Source organism: Streptomyces montanisoli, from assembly GCF_017813245.1.
In the GTDB taxonomy this organism is placed as follows: domain Bacteria; phylum Actinomycetota; class Actinomycetes; order Streptomycetales; family Streptomycetaceae; genus Streptomyces; species Streptomyces montanisoli.
This window is the reverse complement of the sequence record NZ_JAGIQL010000006.1, coordinates 34378-50740: the sequence shown is the minus strand read 5'-3', so window position 1 is coordinate 50740 and position 16363 is coordinate 34378. Positions and strand designations below refer to the sequence as shown.

12 protein-coding genes and 1 tRNA gene are annotated in these 16363 nt (G+C 72.3%); 9 read left to right on the top strand and 4 right to left on the bottom strand.

The window, feature by feature from the left end; genetic code table 11:
• The first annotated feature begins 79 nt into the window (after positions 1 to 79).
• From JFN87_RS03140 to JFN87_RS03095, 9 genes are all read left to right on the top strand, one after another.
• Positions 80 to 433, top strand: coding sequence for an STAS domain-containing protein (locus JFN87_RS03140; protein ID WP_003967428.1), 354 nt, complete (start codon positions 80 to 82; stop codon positions 431 to 433).
• Between the two features lie 121 nt (positions 434 to 554).
• Positions 555 to 1001 carry an ATP-binding protein gene (locus JFN87_RS03135; protein ID WP_209338282.1) on the top strand — a complete coding sequence of 149 codons (447 nt, stop codon included), beginning with the start codon at positions 555 to 557 and terminating at the stop codon, positions 999 to 1001.
• Positions 1002 to 1149: 148 nt separating this feature from the next.
• Positions 1150 to 1722: a small secreted protein gene (locus JFN87_RS03130; RefSeq protein ID WP_209338281.1), complete on the top strand. Its 573-nt coding sequence runs from the start codon at positions 1150 to 1152 to the stop codon at positions 1720 to 1722.
• A gap of 78 nt (positions 1723 to 1800) precedes the next feature.
• A complete protein-coding gene (locus tag JFN87_RS03125; RefSeq protein WP_209338280.1) occupies positions 1801 to 3375 on the top strand; it encodes a DUF7059 domain-containing protein in 1575 nt (524 codons plus the stop codon).
• Between the two features lie 645 nt (positions 3376 to 4020).
• On the top strand, positions 4021 to 6918 hold the full coding sequence (gene topA, locus JFN87_RS03120) for a type I DNA topoisomerase (protein WP_209338279.1): 2898 nt from the start codon (positions 4021 to 4023) through the stop codon (positions 6916 to 6918).
• A gap of 253 nt (positions 6919 to 7171) precedes the next feature.
• The gene (gene tmk, locus JFN87_RS03110; protein ID WP_245178647.1) at positions 7172 to 10831 is read left to right on the top strand and encodes a dTMP kinase; all 3660 of its coding nucleotides are present in this window, start codon (positions 7172 to 7174) and stop codon (positions 10829 to 10831) included.
• A gap of 137 nt (positions 10832 to 10968) precedes the next feature.
• Entirely contained in the window at positions 10969 to 12174 is a 1206-nt protein-coding gene (locus JFN87_RS03105) for a DNA polymerase III subunit delta' (protein ID WP_209338278.1), read from the top strand.
• A gap of 137 nt (positions 12175 to 12311) precedes the next feature.
• The gene (locus JFN87_RS03100; RefSeq protein ID WP_209338277.1) at positions 12312 to 13862 is read left to right on the top strand and encodes an alpha/beta hydrolase; all 1551 of its coding nucleotides are present in this window, start codon (positions 12312 to 12314) and stop codon (positions 13860 to 13862) included.
• A 100-nt stretch (positions 13863 to 13962) separates the two neighbouring features.
• Positions 13963 to 14039: transfer RNA gene (locus JFN87_RS03095), tRNA-Thr, on the top strand.
• A gap of 770 nt (positions 14040 to 14809) precedes the next feature.
• Here the strand turns inward: JFN87_RS03095 and JFN87_RS03090 are convergent.
• From JFN87_RS03090 to JFN87_RS03075, 4 genes are read right to left on the bottom strand one after another with little or no spacing between them, the layout of a single operon-like run.
• A complete protein-coding gene (locus JFN87_RS03090) occupies positions 14810 to 15064 on the bottom strand; it encodes a hypothetical protein (RefSeq protein ID WP_209338324.1) in 255 nt (84 codons plus the stop codon).
• Positions 15061 to 15279 carry a hypothetical protein gene (locus tag JFN87_RS03085; protein ID WP_209338276.1) on the bottom strand — a complete coding sequence of 73 codons (219 nt, stop codon included), beginning with the start codon at positions 15277 to 15279 and terminating at the stop codon, positions 15061 to 15063. Before JFN87_RS03085 ends, JFN87_RS03090 begins: the two co-directional genes overlap by 4 nt.
• Positions 15276 to 15869: a hypothetical protein gene (locus JFN87_RS03080; RefSeq protein WP_209338275.1), complete on the bottom strand. Its 594-nt coding sequence runs from the start codon at positions 15867 to 15869 to the stop codon at positions 15276 to 15278. The genes JFN87_RS03085 and JFN87_RS03080 overlap by 4 nt, the downstream gene beginning before the upstream one ends.
• Positions 15866 to 16333 (bottom strand): hypothetical protein, encoded by a 468-nt coding sequence (locus JFN87_RS03075; RefSeq protein ID WP_209338274.1) that lies wholly within the window; start codon positions 16331 to 16333, stop codon positions 15866 to 15868. The genes JFN87_RS03080 and JFN87_RS03075 overlap by 4 nt, the downstream gene beginning before the upstream one ends.
• Between the last annotated feature and the right edge of the window lie 30 nt (positions 16334 to 16363).

The window sequence follows — 16363 nt, the reverse complement described above, 5'->3', positions numbered from 1 at the left end:
CGCGGCTGGCGATACGTCCCCTGGCTCCGTCGGGGAGACCCGAGGGGCGACCGCTCGATAGCAAGGTGCTGGAGGATCCGTGGACCTGTCCTTGTCGACTCGCAATGTGTCCGGCCCTGGTGGCGACCGTACGGTCGTCGAGGTCGGTGGCGAGATTGATGTATATACCGCGCCCAAGCTGCGCGAGCAGTTGGTGGAGTTGGTGAACGACGGCAGCTATCACCTGGTCGTCGACATGGAGGGCGTGGACTTCCTCGACTCGACCGGGCTCGGCGTGCTGGTGGGCGGCCTCAAGAGGGTGCGCGCCCATGAGGGGTCGCTGCGCCTCGTCTGCAACCAGGAGCGCATTCTCAAGATCTTCCGGATCACCGGTCTCACCAAGGTGTTCCCGATCCACACCACGGTCGACGAGGCGGTGGCCGCGACCGACTGACGTCGGAGCGGCCTTTCGGAGGATTGGGGCCGGGGAGCCGGGCGGTCACGCCCGGACCCCCGCCCCGCAGGCGTGTGGAAGTGGTGCAGAGTGCACGCTCGTATGTTCGAGGGGGATCCGTATGGCCACCGTTGAACTCCGTTTCAGCGCCCAGCCGGAGCATGTCAGGACGGCGCGCCTGGTGGCGGCTGCCGTGGCGCGGCGGGCAGGAGTCGACGAGGCCGTGCTCGACGAGGTCAGGCTCGCCGTGGGTGAGGCCTGCAGCCGCGCCGTGGGGCTGCACCGCAGCCACGGGATCCCGTCCCCCGTGAAGGTGGCGCTGACGGAGGAGGAGAAGACCTTCTCCATCGAGGTCGGCGACGACGTGCCGGGCTCCGGCGCGTCCGCCGCGGGCGCCCCCGAGGCGCGCCCGGGCGTGGATCCGCACGACGCGGACGTCGACGGGGAGGACGAGATGGGGCTCGCCGTGATCAGCGGCCTCGTCGACGACGTCAAGGTCGTCTCCGGCGCCGACGGCGGCGTGATCCGGATGAGCTGGCCCATCGCCCCGGCCGTCCCCCTGTCCTGACACGCTGACCTGAGCCGCGCCGGTGGCGTGAGGTGTCTCTCGCCTCGGACAAATGGACTCAATAGGGCATCGAGCGGGTGATCGCGGCGCGGCGGCGGGCCGCCCGGCGTGTATGTTCCGGGGCCGAAGCCTCGGAAGGGACCGATCGGTGAAGAAGAAGCTAGCGGCCACGCTGTCCGGTGGCGCTGTGGTGCTCCTGACGCTTGCCGGGTGCGGCAACGACAACAAGGTGAACGACTGGGCGAAGGGCTTCTGCGACCGGGTGCAGCCCCAGCAGCAGTCCATCGCCGACGCCAACGCGGCCATCGTGAAGGCGACCACCACCGCGAGCTCGCCCGCCGAGGTGCAGAAGGTGGACTCGTCGGCCTTCGAGACCAACGCCAAGGCCTACAAGGCGCTGGCCTCCGCCGTGAAGGCCGCGGGCGCGCCGCCCGTGGACAACGGGGCCGCGACGCAGAAGGCCGCGGTCAAGGAGCTCAACCAGACGTCCGCGGCCTACACGCAGCTCAAGGCGAAGGTCGACGCGCTCGACACGAAGGACCAGGCCAAGTTCGCGCAGGGCCTGGGCGACGTGTCCACCGAGCTCGGCAAGTTGAGCTCCGGCGGGGGTGACGCGCTGCGCAAGCTCCAGTCGGGCGAGCTGGGCAAGGCCATCGCCAATCAGCCGAGCTGCCAGAAGAAGAAGAGCCCGTCGGGAGCCGCGTCCTCGTCCGCCTCATAGCCGGGGGCCGCGGCCACGACGGGGGCCGATGCGACGCGTCGGCGAGGGGTTGTCAGTGGCAGCCGCCACAATGTGAGGGTGAGTAAGACCAGCCTCCCCGCATCCGACCGCGCCGCACGGCTCCGCGAAGCCCTGCTGGCCGCGGAGTTCACCGTAGACGGCGTGCTCGACGTGCTCGGCGCCCCCGCGTACGCCGCGCTGGCCCGCAGCGAGACCGTGCCCGCGCTGCGCGCCACCCGCGGTGCTTCGCGCCTCGAAACGCTCGTGCGGCTGTTCCTGCTGCAGCGCTCCGTCCCGGCGGACCGCGCCAGGCAGGCGCTCCCGCTCGACGAGGCGCTGGCCGACGGCTGGCTCGTGGCCGAGGAGGCCGCCGCAGGGGCGGCCGCCGGTGCGGCGTCCGGGCCGTCCGGATCCGTACGGGCCACGGTCGACATCCGCCCGTACGGCGGCCCCGAGGGCGAGGACTGGTTCATCGTCTCCGACCTCGGCTGCTCGGTCGGCGGCGCGGCGGGCGCGAGCGGTCGCGGCGAGGCCGTGGTGCTGGGCGTGGGCGGCGCCTCGACCACGCTCGCCGGGCTCACGGTGCGCAGGCAGGCTGCCTCCGCGCTCGACCTCGGCACGGGCTCCGGGCTCCAGGCGCTGCACGCGACGCGGCACGCGTCGCGCGTGACGGCGACGGACCTCAACCCGAGGGCACTCGACTTCACGCGCCTCACGCTCGCGCTCTCCGGCGTCGAGCAGGCGGAGCTGCTGGAGGGCTCGCTGTTCGAACCGGTGGGCGACGCGACGTACGACCTGATCGTCTCCAACCCCCCGTTCGTCATCTCCCCGGCCGCCGCCGGCGCCCCCGGCGGCCGGCGCACGTACCGCGACGGCGGCATGGCGGGCGACGACCTGTGCCGCACGCTGGTCCAGCAGGCCGGGGACCACCTCAACGAGGGCGGTTACGCCCAGTTCCTCGCCAACTGGGAGCACGTCGAGGGGGAGGAGTGGCAGGACAGGCTGCGCTCCTGGGTGCCGCGCGGCTGTGACGCGTGGATCGTGCAGCGCGAGGTCCAGGACGTCACGCAGTACGCCGAGCTGTGGCTCCGGGACAGCGGCGACCACCGATCGGTGGACGACGACCGGTACGCACAGCTGTACGACGCGTGGCTCGACGAGTTCGAGACACGGAAGACGCACGCCGTCGGCTTCGGCTGGATCACGTTGCGGAAGGCGCCGCTCGGGGCGGCGCAGGGTGGTCCGTCGATCGTCGTGGAGGACTGGCCCCATGCGGTCGAGCAGCCGCTCGGCGAGGCCGTGGAGGCGCACTTCCTGCGCCAGGACTACCTGCGGACGCACGACGACGCGGCGCTGCTCGCCGGCCGTTTCACCCTCGCCTCCGAGGTCGTGCAGGAGCAGGTCGGGCTGCCCGGCGCCGAGGACCCCGAGCACGTGGTGCTCCGCCAGCACCGCGGCATGCGCCGGGCCACCAAGGTGGACACGGTGGGGGCGGGGTTCGCGGGCGTCTGCGACGGCACGCTCAGCGCGGGCCGCATCCTCGACGCGATCGCGCAGCTGGTCGAGGAGGACCCGGTGCGGCTGCGCGACCGCACACCGGAGTCGATCCGGCTGCTGGTGGGAGAGGGATACCTGGAGCCGGTCAGCGAATGACTCCGGCCGGGCTCCGGGCCGCGTCGGGCCTCCCGGCCCCGGGCCGGGCCAGGGCGGCCCGCAGCCGGTTTCGGTGTCGGCGTGGTCTTCGTCGCTTCGCGGGGGTGGTCCTTCGGGCGTACGTGATCCACTCCCGCGCCGCCGGAACCGTCCGCACGGCGCCGCGACCGGGCAGGCTCCGTGCGGGAGCGGAATCCTCCGGGTGACGTTGACAACGTGGCCGCACAGGGGGTGGCAGGCCGGCCTCGTACCCGTCCCGACCTGCGGTGGACGGGGCGGTCCCGCCGCCTAAGGACACGTCGGGCGGGACGCCGGCGGCAGGACGGCGGAATGCGTTCGCCGACGCGGCGCGGCCCCGGCCGGGCGGCAGGCGTCCCGCGCCGCCGGGAGGGGTCCGGCGGCAGGAACGCCATAAGTCGGGTTACCGTTCGAGGGGCCGCTGCGGGATTCCGCCGTTTGACACAGGGGCGGGTTGTACCGTCACACTCCGCAGCGGAAGAGCGTCACAGAGGGGCCACACCACGTGTCCCGTGGAGCCGCGCCGTACTGTCGGAAGTGTCGTGAGGGCCCCTCGGCCCGCACGAGCACTGACCCACACGAGGCGTCGGCCCCCGCCGAGCGTCGACCGGAGAGAGAAGAACGAAGTTGTCCCCGACCAGCGAGACCGCGAACGGCGGTCGCCGACTCGTCATCGTCGAGTCGGCGACCAAGGCCAAGACGATCGAGCGCTACCTGGGCCCTGGATACGTCGTCGAGGCGAGCGTCGGGCACATCCGCGACCTGCCGAGCGGCGCGGCCGAGGTACCCGAGAAGTACACCGGTGAGGTGCGCAGGCTCGGCGTCGACGTCGAGCACGACTTCCAGCCCATCTACGTGGTGAACTCCGACAAGCGCTCGCAGGTCAGGAAGCTCAAGGAGCTGCTCGCCGAGTCCGACGAACTCTTCCTCGCCACCGATGAGGACCGCGAGGGCGAGGCCATCGCGTGGCACCTCCAGGAGGTCCTGAAGCCGAAGGTCCCCGTCCACCGGATGGTCTTCCACGAGATCACCAAGGACGCGATCAGGGCGGCCGCGGCGAACCCGCGCGAGCTGAACACGCGCATGGTCGACGCGCAGGAGACCCGGCGCATCCTCGACAGGCTCTACGGCTACGAGGTGTCGCCCGTCCTGTGGAAGAAGGTCATGCGCGGCCTGTCGGCGGGCCGCGTGCAGTCGGTGGCGACCCGCCTCGTCGTCGAGCGTGAGCGCGAGCGCATCGCCTTCCGCTCCGCCGAGTACTGGGACCTGACGGGCACGTTCTCCACCGGCCGCGCCGGTGACGCGTCGGACCCGTCCACGCTGGCCGCGCGGCTGGTCTCGGTCGACGGGCGCAGGGTCGCCCAGGGCCGCGACTTCGGCCCCGACGGCCGCCTCAAGTCCGACCAGGTCCTCCACCTCGACGAGGCGAAGGCACGCGAGCTGGCCGCGGCGCTCGAGGCGTCGCCGTTCGCCGTGCGGTCCGTCGAGTCGAAGCCGTACCGCCGCTCGCCGTCCGCGCCCTTCCGCACGACGACGCTCCAGCAGGAGGCGTCGCGCAAGCTCGGCTTCGGCGCGAAGGCGACGATGCAGATCGCGCAGAAGCTGTACGAGAACGGCTTCATCACCTATATGCGTACCGACTCCACGACGCTGTCGGACACCGCCATCACGGCGGCCCGCGCGCAGGTCACGCAGCTGTACGGCAGTGACTACCTGCCGGACAAGCCGCGTACGTACGCCGTGAAGGTCAAGAACGCGCAGGAGGCGCACGAGGCGATCAGGCCCTCGGGCGACCGCTTCCGCACGCCCGCGGAGACGGGCCTGTCGGGCGACCAGTTCAGGCTGTACGAGCTGATCTGGAAGCGGACCGTGGCCTCGCAGATGAAGGACGCGGTCGGCAACAGCGTCACCGTCCGCATCGGCGGCAGGTCCTCCGACGGGCGCGACGCCGAGTTCTCCGCGTCCGGCAGGACCATCACGTTCCACGGCTTCATGAAGGCCTACGTGGAGGGCGCGGACGACCCGAACGCGGAGCTGGACGACCGCGAGCGCCGCCTGCCGCAGGTCGCCGAGGGTGACGCGCTGGGCGCCGAGCAGATGACCGTGGACGGCCACGCGACCAAGCCGCCGGCCAGGTACACCGAGGCCTCGCTGGTCAAGGAGCTGGAGGAGCGGGAGATCGGCCGCCCGTCGACGTACGCGTCGATCATCGGCACGATCCTCGACCGCGGGTACGTGTTCAAGAAGGGCACGGCACTCGTGCCGTCGTTCCTCTCGTTCGCCGTGGTCAACCTGCTGGAGAAGCACTTCGGACGGCTCGTCGACTACGACTTCACCGCCCGCATGGAGGACGACCTCGACCGCATCGCGCGCGGCGAGGCCCACTCGGTGCCGTGGCTGAAGCGCTTCTACTTCGGCGAGGGTGCCGAGGGTGCCCAGGGCGGCGACAGCGGCGGGAACGCCGACGGCGCGGGTGCGGCCTCCAGCGCGGGCAACGGCGACGGGGACCACCTCGGCGGCCTCAAGGAACTGGTCACGGACCTCGGAGCGATCGACGCGCGCGAGATCTCCTCGTTCCCCGTCGGCGACGGGATCATGCTGCGCGTCGGCCGCTACGGCCCGTACGTGGAGCGCGGCGAGAAAGACTCGGAGAACCACCAGCGCGCGGACGTGCCTGAGGACCTGGCGCCCGACGAGCTGACGACGGCGTACGCGGAGGAGCTGCTCGCCAAGCCGAGCGGCGACTTCGAGCTGGGCGTCGACCCGGACAGCGGTCACCCGATCGTCGCGAAGGCGGGCCGCTACGGCCCGTACGTGACGGAGGTGCTGCCCGACGGCACGCCGAAGACGGGGAAGAACGCGGTCAAGCCCCGCACGGCCTCGCTGTTCAAGTCGATGTCGCTCGACACGATCACGCTGGCGGAGGCGCTCAGGCTGATGTCGCTGCCGCGGGTGGTCGGCAAGGACCCCGAGGGCGTCGAGATCACCGCGCAGAACGGCCGCTACGGCCCGTACCTGAAGAAGGGGACGGACTCCCGGTCGCTCCAGACGGAGGATCAGCTCTTCGACATCACGCTCGACGAGGCGCTGGCGATCTACGCGCAGCCGAAGCAGCGCGGCCGGGCCGCGGCCAAGCCCCCGCTGAAGGAGCTGGGCACGGACCCGGTCAGCGAGCGGCCCGTGGTCGTCAAGGACGGCCGCTTCGGCCCGTACGTCACCGATGGCGAGACCAACGCGACGCTGCGGTCGGGTGACAGCGTCGAGGAGATCACGCAGGAGCGCGGCTACGAGCTGCTGGCCGAGAAGCGGGCCAAGGGGCCCGCGAAGAAGACGGCCAAGAAGGCGGCGACGAAGAAGGCGACCGCCAAGAAGGCCACGGCGAAGAAGACCGCCACGAAGACCGCGACGAAGACCGCCACCAAGAAGACGGCCGCGAAGAAGACGGCCGCGAAGAAGACGGCGAAGAAGGCGACCGCCAAGAAGGCCGCGACGGCGTCGTCCCCGGACGCCGGCACGGACGGCTGACGGCCATGGGATGACGGCCGGCGTCGTGACGGCGCGTTCGTACGGGTGTCCCCATCCGCACGAATGCGCCGTTTTCGTATGAACACGCCGTAGCCGCACGGGCAGGGCGTCGCCGCACGCAAGGCGACACGCACGCGCGTGCCCGGCGAGACGGGGCGCGGCGGGCCCCTGTCCCTCCAATGGGGCATGGGGATTGGTTCATTTGTACGGACAGGACCTCCGGTGGGCCAACGGCTGCGGATAGGCTGGGCGGATGACGCGAGCCGAGCAGCCAACGGCCGGGAGCCCCACCTCCGGCCACGACGCACTTGCCGGGGACTCACGAGAGCGCGCGGTGCGTTCTCTGCTGCGCCTGCCGCCCCTGAGGCGGTTGTGGGGTGCGCAGTTCGCCGGCGGTATCGGTGACGTACTCGCGGTTCTCGTCCTGGTGGTCCTGACGCTCCAGGCGGCGATCGCCGACGGGTCGTTCGGGCCCGGTTACCGCGGCGTCGCCTTCGCGGTGGCCGCCGTGTTCGGCGCGCGCGTCGTCGCGACGCTGCTGTTCGGGGCCGTGCTCCTCGGCCCGCTGTCCGCGCTCCTCGCGCCCGGCAGCGGCAAGCCGCGCGCATCGGGCAAGCCGGGGACGTCGGAAGCGCCGGGTGCATCGGGCAAGCCGGAAGCGTCGGGCACACAGGACGCCACCAAGCCCCAGGCCACCAAGCCGAAGGGCGCGTCCAAGCCGCCGCGCGACGGCGGCCCGCTCGACCGCCGCTGGACGATGATCGTCACCGACGCCGTGCGCCTCGCGCTGCTGATCGTCGCGCCGCTCTGGATCGACTGGACCCCGGATCGCGCCCTGTGGATCCTGCTCGGCACCGTCTTCGTCGCCGGTGTCGCGGAACGTTTCTGGACGGTCGCCAAGGACAGCGCGGCGCCCGCGCTGCTGCCCCCGCCGCCCCCCGAGGGCGACGCCGTCCGCCCGCTCCCCGACCACCTGGACGCGCTGCGCAGGCTGTCGCTGCGCACGTCGTTCCTCGCGGTGCCCGCCGCCGCGTTCGTCCTGCTCGTGGCCACCCTGGTGAGCAACCTGATCGGCACGGGCGTGCAGTGGTTCACGCTGCACCAGGTCGGTCTCGCCTCGTACGTGGCGGCCGGTCTCTTCGCCGCGTCGGTGTCCACGCTGGTCTTCCTCGAACTGCCCGACGGCAGGACGCCGCGCCCGCGCTCCCCGCTCGAAGGGCTGCGCCTCCCCGTACGCGGCACGTCCGCGACGGGCGGCAGCACCACGGCGGACGGCAGCACCGGGACGGGCGGCAGCACCGCGGCCGACGGCAACGCCGCGCGCGCGGCCGCCACCCCGCGTGGCATCCGCGGGTTCTTCGCCGGTGCCGACCGCGGGCGTACGGGCGCGGTGCCGGTGCTCGTGCTCGCCTGCGGCGCGATCGCCGCGGCCATCACGTCGGCCGTCGCCGTCGCCGTCATGGACGCCAGGGACCTCGACGGCGGCCCGGTCGCCTTCGCGCTGCTGGTGCTGGCCCTCACCGGTGGCACGGCCGTCGGCATCAGGCGCGGCCCCAAGGTGCTGCCCACGTTCTCACGCAACCGGCTGATGGTCCTCGCCATCGCGGTCACGGGCGTCGCCCTCCTGGTGATGGGTCTCGTGCCCGACACCGCGACCGTCCTGTTCATCGCCCTGCTCGCCGGCTTCTCCGCGGGCGTCGCGGCGGCCGCGGGCCACACGCTCGTCGAGCTGGAGACCGAGGAGCGGCGCCGTGCCCGGGTGACCGAACACCTGCAGGCAGTCGTACGGGTCTTCATGGCGCTCGCCGCGATCGTCGCCCCGCTCGTGGCGGCGGCCATCGGCCCGCACCACCTCGCCAGCGGCGGCTTCGTCTTCGCGCACGGCGGCGCGGCCTTCACGCTCATGCTGGTCGGCGCGCTGCTGTTGCCCGTCGCCGCCGTCGTCCTCGCCAAGACGGACGACAGGTCGGGCGTGCCGCTCGGCCAGGACCTGCTCGACGCGGTACGCGGCGGCTCCGACCCCGTGCAGACGACCACGGCGACCGGCTTCTTCATCGCCGTCGAGGGCGGTGACGGGGCGGGCAAGTCGACGCAGGTCGAGGCGCTGGCCGAGTGGATAAGGGCCAAGGGCCACGAGGTCGTCGTCACGCGCGAGCCAGGCGCGACGCCGGTCGGCAAGCGGCTGCGGACGATCCTGCTCGACGTGTCGAGCGCGGGCCTGTCCAACCGCGCGGAGGCGCTGCTGTACGCGGCGGACCGCGCGGAGCACATCGACTCCGTCGTCCGGCCCGCCCTCGAACGCGGCGCCATCGTCATCTCCGACCGCTACATCGACTCGTCCGTGGCGTACCAGGGCGCGGGCCGCGACCTGTCACCGACCGAGATCGCGCGGATCTCGCGGTGGGCCACGCAGGGGCTCGTCCCGCACCTGACGGTGCTGCTCGACGTGGACCCGGCGACGGCGCGCGAGCGCTTCACCGAGGCGCCGGACCGGCTGGAGTCGGAGCCCGCCGAGTTCCACCAGCGTGTACGTACGGGATTCCTCACGCTCGCGGCGTCCGACCCGGCCCGCTACCTCGTGGTGGACGCGGGCCAGGGGCCCGAGGCCGTCACGACCGCGGCGCGCCACCGGCTCGACCAGCTGCTGCCGCTCTCCGAGGCCGAGATCAAGGCCCAGGAGGAGGCGCGGAAGGCCGCCATCGAGGAGGCCAGGCGCAGGGCGGAGGAAGAGGCCGCCCGCGAGGCCGCCAGGAAGGCGGAGGAGGAGCGCCTCGAACGCGAGCGCCAGGAGGAGCTGGCGCGGCTGCGTGCCGAGGAGGAGGAGCGCAAGCGCCGCGAGCTCGAGGAGGCGCGCAAGCGCGAGATCGCACGCCAGGAGGAAGAGGCCAGGCGGCGCGAGGAGGAGGAGCGCCGCAAGGCCGAGGAGGAGCGGCGGCGCGCGGAGGAAGAGGAACGCAGGCGGGTCGCCGAAGAGGCCAGGAAGGCCGAGGAGGAGCGGCTCGAACGCGAGCGCCAGGAGGAGCTGGCGCGGCAGCGTGCCGAGGAGGCCGAACGCCGGCGGGAGGCCGAGCGTGTGGCGTACGAGGCCGAGCAGGAGCGCCTGAAGGAGCGGGCCGCCGAGGAGGCGCGCCAGCGCAAGGAGGACGCGGCCAGGCGCCTGGAGAAGCAGCGCAAGGCGGAAGAGGCACTGCTGCGCGCGGAGGAGGCGCGGCGGCGGGAGGCCGAGGAGTCCGCGGCGGAGACGGAGACGCGCCACGAGGAAGCGGGCGTGTCGCCGAACGAGACGACGCTGCGCACTCCGATCGTCCAGCAGCCCGCGCCGGGCGAGGACGAGGCGAAGCCGGAGAGGCACGGCCGCGGCGACGACGCGGACGACGCGAGCGGCCCGGACGACTCCGGCGGCTCCGGCGGCTCCGGCGATTCGGGCGGCTCGGGCGGCTCGGGCCGTGAGCAGCGCGATGCCGGCGGCCCGAACAGGTCCGAAGGGTCGAACAGCCCGGACAACGAGGAGACGGCGACGCTGCCGAGGTTCACGGACGCGGACGCCACGGTGCCGGCGGCCTCGTCCGACGAGCGCGCGGCGGAGACGACGACGCTGCTGCCGCAGGTCGACCCGGCCGACGACACGGCGGTGCTGCCGAGGGTGCGGCAGGAGCAGGACGGCGGGGAGCCGGAGCCGTTCCCGAGCGGCGGGCCCGAGGGCGCCGCCGAACGCACCCGCGAGATGCCGCAGTACCGGCCGTACGAGCAGTGGCGTGGCGAGGACGACGCTCCCGCCCCGGAGCCGCGCCGCCGCCCCGACTGGGCGGAGGAGACACCGCTCGACGACCTGCCGACGCTGGCGGACGAGCTGCTCGGCCCGCACGAGGACGACGACGGGACGAACGGCCGCCGCGGGGGCCGGCGCCGCTGACGGGGCGGGCCGCGGTCTCGGGACCGCTGGCCCGGCGCCGCTGACGTGCTGGGCCAGCGGCCCGTTGTCAGACCCTGCCCCCACAATGGTCGAGGACGTCGAAGACGTCGAAGACGTGGTGCAGGCGGGGAGGGCGTATGACGGTGTGGGACGACCTGGTCGGCCAGGACCGGGTCCACGAGTCGCTGGCGGCCGCGGCCCGCGACGCGGACGCCCTCGTCACGGCCGTGAAGGCCGGCGCCGAGCCCCCGGAGTCGTCGAGGATGACGCACGCGTGGCTGTTCACGGGCCCTCCGGGGGCGGGCAGGGACACGGCCGCGCGCGCGTTCGCCGCGGCGCTCCAGTGCGTCAGCCCCGACCGGGCGCTCGGCGGTGAGCCGGGCTGCGGGTTCTGCGACGGCTGCCACACCACGCTCGTCGGCACGCACGCCGACGTGGAGATCGTCCGCACCGACCTCCTCTCCATCGGCGTGAAGGAGACCCGCGAGCTCGTACGGCGCGCCCAGCTCGCGCCCGCCGGCGGCCGCTGGCAGGTCATCGTCCTCGAGGACGCCGACCGGCTGACCGAGGGCGCGGGCAACGTCCTGCTGAAGGGCGTGGAGGAGCCCGCGTCGCGCACGGTGTGGCTGCTGTGCGCCCCGTCCGTCGAGGACGTGCTGCCGACGATCCGCTCGCGCTGCCGCCACCTCGTCCTGCGCACGCCGTCCGTGGACGCCGTGGCGGACCTGCTGATCAGACGCGACGGCATCGAGCCCGAGGCGGCGCGTTCCGCGGCCCGCGCCACCCAGGGGCACATCGAGCGTGCGCGGCGGCTGGCGACCGACGAACGGGCGCGCGCCCGCCGCTCCACGGTCCTGCGCCTGCCGCTGCGCGTGGACGACGTGGGCGGGGGCCTCAGAGCGGCGCAGGAGCTGATCGACGCGGCCGGGCAGGACGCGAAGCAGGCCGCGGAGGAGGTCGACGCCAAGGAGACGGAGGAACTGCGGGCGGCGCTCGGCGCGCAGTCGGGCGGCCGGATGCCGAGAGGCACGGCGGGAGCCATGAAGGAGCTGGCCGACCGCCAGAAACGCCGGTCGACGCGCACCCAGCGCGACAGCCTCGACCTGGCGCTCACCGACCTCACCGGCTTCTACCGCGACGTCCTGGCTCTGCAACTGGGGTCGAGGGTGCCGCTGGCCAACGAGGACGTGCGCGACGCGCTGGACCGCGTCGCGTCCGGCTCGACGCCTGAGCGGACGCTGCGCCGCATGGAGGCGATCGGCGCGTGCCGTGAGGCGCTGGACCGCAATGTCGCCCCGCTGCTCGCGGTCGAGGCGATGGCGATGGCCCTGCGGGCGGGCTGAGCACGGACGCACCCGGGGGCGAGGTGTGCCCGGGGTGGGGCGCACCCGGGGCGGGACGCGCCGCGGACCCATCCGGGTGTCACCCGTACGCGTGGCGATGCCGGTGTGGGCGGCGACCTGCCGGTTAGGCTCCCCGGATGGACACCAGGCGCCTGCTGCGTACACCCGCCGTCGCTCTCGCGGCGGCGGCGCTGTTTCTGTCCGGCTGCAGTTCCTCGGACCCCGATACGGGCGCGGGCCCGGGGCCCGGTTCGAACCCGGGGGCGGCAGCGGTGGACCAGGCGGCCCTGGCCAAGTACTACGACCAGAAGCTGAACTGGCACGCGTGCGGTGCCTCCGGCTTCCAGTGCGCCACGATGAAGGCGCCGCTGGACTACACGAAGCCGAACGGCACGCAGATCAAGCTCGCGGTCGCCCGCAAGAAGGCCACGGGCCCCGGCAAGCGGCTCGGCTCGCTCCTCGTCAACCCGGGCGGCCCCGGCGGCTCCGCGATCCAGTACCTGGAGAGCTACGCGGGGATCGGCTACCCGGCGCAGGTCAGGGCGCGCTACGACATGGCGGCCATGGACCCGCGGGGCGTCGCGGGCAGCGAGCCGGTCGACTGCCTGACGGGCAAGCAGATGGACGCGTACACGGAGGTCGACCAGACGCCGGACGACGCGGCGGAGGTCAAGGACCTCACGGCGGCCTTCAAGAAGTTCGCGCAGGGCTGCGAGGCGCACTCGGCGAAGCTGCTGCCGCACGTCTCGACGGTGGACGCGGCGCGTGACATGGACCTCTTCCGCGCGGTACTCGGCGACAAGAAACTCTCGTACGTCGGCGCGTCGTACGGCACGTTCCTCGGCGCGACGTACGCCGGTCTCTTCCCGAAGAACACCGGCAGGATCGTCCTGGACGGCGCGATGGACCCGTCCCTGTCGGCGCGGCAGCTCAACGAGCAGCAGACGGCCGGGTTCGAGACGGCCTTCGAATCGTTCGCGCGGGACTGCGTCAGCGGCAAGCAGTGCCCGCTGGGCACGAAGTCGGTGCAGGACGTGGAGCACCGCCTGCACCAGTTCTTCGACCGCCTCGACCGCAAGCCGCTGCCGACGGGCCAGAGCCGGGAGCTGACCGAGTCGCTGGCCACGACGGGCGTGATCGCGGCGCTGTACGACGAGTCGGCCTGGCCGAGGTTGCGCCAGGCCCTGCGCAGCGCACTCACGGGCGACGGCGAGCTGCTGCTCGCGCTGGCCGACTCGTACTACGAGCGCGACACGGACGGCCACTACTCGAACCTGATGTACGCGAACGCGGCCGTGAACTGCCTCGACCTCCCGCCGGCCTTCACGGGCCCCAAGCAGGTCGAGGCGGCGCTGCCGTCCTTCGAGAAGGCGTCCCCTGTCTTCGGCGACGGCCTCGCCTGGGCGTCCCTGAGCTGCACGTACTGGCCCACGAAGGCCACCGGCACCGCCCACCGCATCGAGGCGAAGGGAGCGGCCCCGATCGTCGTGGTCGGCACGACCCGCGACCCGGCGACCCCGTACAAGTGGGCCCGCTCCCTCGCGTCCCAGCTCGACTCCGGCAGGCTCCTGACCTACGAGGGCGACGGCCACACGGCCTACGGCCGGGGCAGCGACTGCATCGACACGGCGATCAACACGTACCTCCTGGACGGCACACCCCCCGCAAAGGGCAAGAAATGCACCTGACCAGGTCAAACGCCCCACGGGCGGGGGTGGACGGAGCACCCCCGGAAACTGTGTAGACTTGGCGAGGCCGCTGACCGCACCATGGTGCACGCCAGCGCAAGCCGCCTTAGCTCAGTTGGCCAGAGCAACGCACTCGTAATGCGTAGGTCTCGGGTTCGAATCCCGAAGGCGGCTCCATAGTGAGCCCCAGGTCAGGCCTTTGACCTGGGGTTTTTGCCTTCAGGCGACCTTGGAATCTCGAAAAAATCGGGCACACCTGTCTGTGCATCGTAATGCGTAGGTCGGAGGTTTGGTTTCTGTGACGAGGCCGACGATATAGCGCTCTGACCTGGGCATTTCCTTGCGCCTGGGAGATGGATCATGCTGCGCAAAGGGTCCCGGTGGACAATCGGTGGACAGCCGTGCGTGACACTCCGTTAGGGGGCTCTTGCTGCTCCGGGGGCGATGGGGGAGATCCACCGCTCTCCGATGGGGTGATGGGCGTCGCAGGGACTGGCCGGTCCGGACAGTTCTCACGTCCGGCTCGGGTCTGGCCCGATGAAGCCACCGGCGGGCGCGGTGTCGACGGTGAAGTCGCTGCGCCGGAGTTCGGACGGCGTGGGGCGCCGTCTGTGGTGGGGGTGTCGGTGAACAGCCTGACCGTGCGCCTGCCGTGGATACCCGGCTCGTGCAGGTCGGCGGGCGCGGGGCATGAATCAGCCGAGGGGGCTGGCGACGTCGGAGAGCAGGAGGTACTCGTGTCGCTGGTTGTTGTCCTCGGTGACGTAGGGCACTGGTGCTGTGCCGAAGCCGGCGAGGTTGATGTCGGTGTTGGTGACCGGGTAGCGGGGTGACGCGATGGATTTGCGTCACGGCCTTCAGGCCCTTCCTACCTGTTCTTCGGGTCCGTGGTTGAAGAGGCGGTCATCGTTCTTGGCGATGAGGTCCGTGGCGAATGGCGAAGGTGGTCACGCGGCCTCCCGGAGACTGGTGACGGTGGAGAACGCGGCGGCGATGATCCGCCTCTGGTCCGCCGAAAGTTCGGGTGCTGCGTCCACACAGGCGTCGATACGGCTCCAGTACGCCGCGTTGCGGGCGGGGTCGGGGTCGCGTACGGGGCGTGCGGCCCGGCGGGCGATCTCGGCCGGGGTGAGGGCTGGACGGCCGGGCGCGGGCGCACCCACGAGTGCACCCCCGGCTGCTCCGGTTGTGGCCGCGCTCACGCGGTGGCTTCACGGGTGTGCGCGTGGCCTTCGATGAGATCGGCGATCTCGCGGATACGGGACTTCGGGTCGGGGGCCTCGGCGACCAACTCGACGAGCAGGTCATGGAAAGCGTCCCAGTCGGGGCTGCCGAGCCCGGCCGCGGTGCCTGCGGCCTGGTCGGCGCGCAGCTGCTCGATGATGTTGGTGGCGTCGGCGCTGAAGGCCGTCGTCATGCCGAAACCCCCGCCTGCTCGGACTCGACCTGATTGAGGACGCGGGTGAGCGTGTCCCACACAAGGTCCGGGTCTCCGGTCTCCAGGATCATCCCGGCCGCCGTGTCGAGGGCCCGAGCGAGGGTGCCGCCGGCCTTGCGCTTCTCGGCCGCGATCCTCCGCAGGTTGCGGACAACTTCCGGGCGGGCCACCTCATGTGCGGCGGGCAGCCGGTCGGCGGCATCCGCGAGATCCCAGCCGGCGGGGATCAGGTACGAGGCGGGGCCGTGCTCGTTGGCCACGACCCTGGGGGCGGTGGCGTGGGATCCCAGTTCGACGTTCAGGCGGAGCCGCGACGCTTCCCGGAACAGCGCGGTGATGTCCGGGCCCATCCCGTCGAGGATCACCTCGGTGACGGCATAGCCGTACTGGCGGAGCAGGAGGCGGGCGAGCCAGATGGCCGTGCCCGGGTCGGTGAGGTGCCGGTCGTAGATGACGGTGCCGGTGCCGTCGGCGGAGAGGATGTCGCGGAGTTCGGCGGCCTTGCCGGGGGAGGCGACAGGGCCGCGGCGGACCGTGAGCGTGAGGTCACGGAGGATGTCGGCGGTCACTTGGTCACCCCCTGGTGGGTGAGGAGGGCGCGGACGGCGTGGAGGCGGAAGGCGGGGTCCTGGCCGGCGGGGACGACGAGGATGCGGCGGCCGTCCTTGAGCTGCAGGTAGTGGGCGTAGAACTTGCCGCGGAGGTCCTCGGCGAGAGTGGACGTGTCCCACTCCACGACCTGGATGTCGTGTTGGGTGGTGAACGCCTTGAACGCGGCGACGGGGTCGGGGGCACGGTCGGCGATCATGTCGACGAAGCCGTGGAGTCCCTGCCGGGAGAGTTCGGGGTTCGGGGAGTGGGTGATGACTGCTTCGATCGCGTCGAACGCCTGGTTGACGGCCTGCGGGTCGACGCCTCGCTCGACACGGGCCAGCATCTCGGCGTCGGGGTCGAGTGCGTCGGGCTGCGGGGTCAGTGAGGTGAGGTGCTTGGCGGCGTCGACGGTGGCGACGCTTGTTACTGTCGTGGACACGGTCTTGCTCCTTGGTTCCGAAGGTGCAGG

Excerpts from the sequence above, each read along its gene's own strand:
- JFN87_RS03135 (WP_209338282.1), top strand. The coding sequence starts at position 555 with ATGGCCACCGTTGAACTCCGTTTCAGCGCCCAGCCGGAGCATGTCAGG.
- tmk (WP_245178647.1), top strand. The coding sequence starts at position 7,172 with ATGACGCGAGCCGAGCAGCCAACGGCCGGGAGCCCCACCTCCGGCCAC.
- JFN87_RS03105 (WP_209338278.1), top strand. The coding sequence starts at position 10,969 with ATGACGGTGTGGGACGACCTGGTCGGCCAGGACCGGGTCCACGAGTCG.
- JFN87_RS03100 (WP_209338277.1), top strand. The coding sequence starts at position 12,312 with ATGGACACCAGGCGCCTGCTGCGTACACCCGCCGTCGCTCTCGCGGCG.
- JFN87_RS03085 (WP_209338276.1), bottom strand. The coding sequence starts at position 15,279 with ATGACGACGGCCTTCAGCGCCGACGCCACCAACATCATCGAGCAGCTG.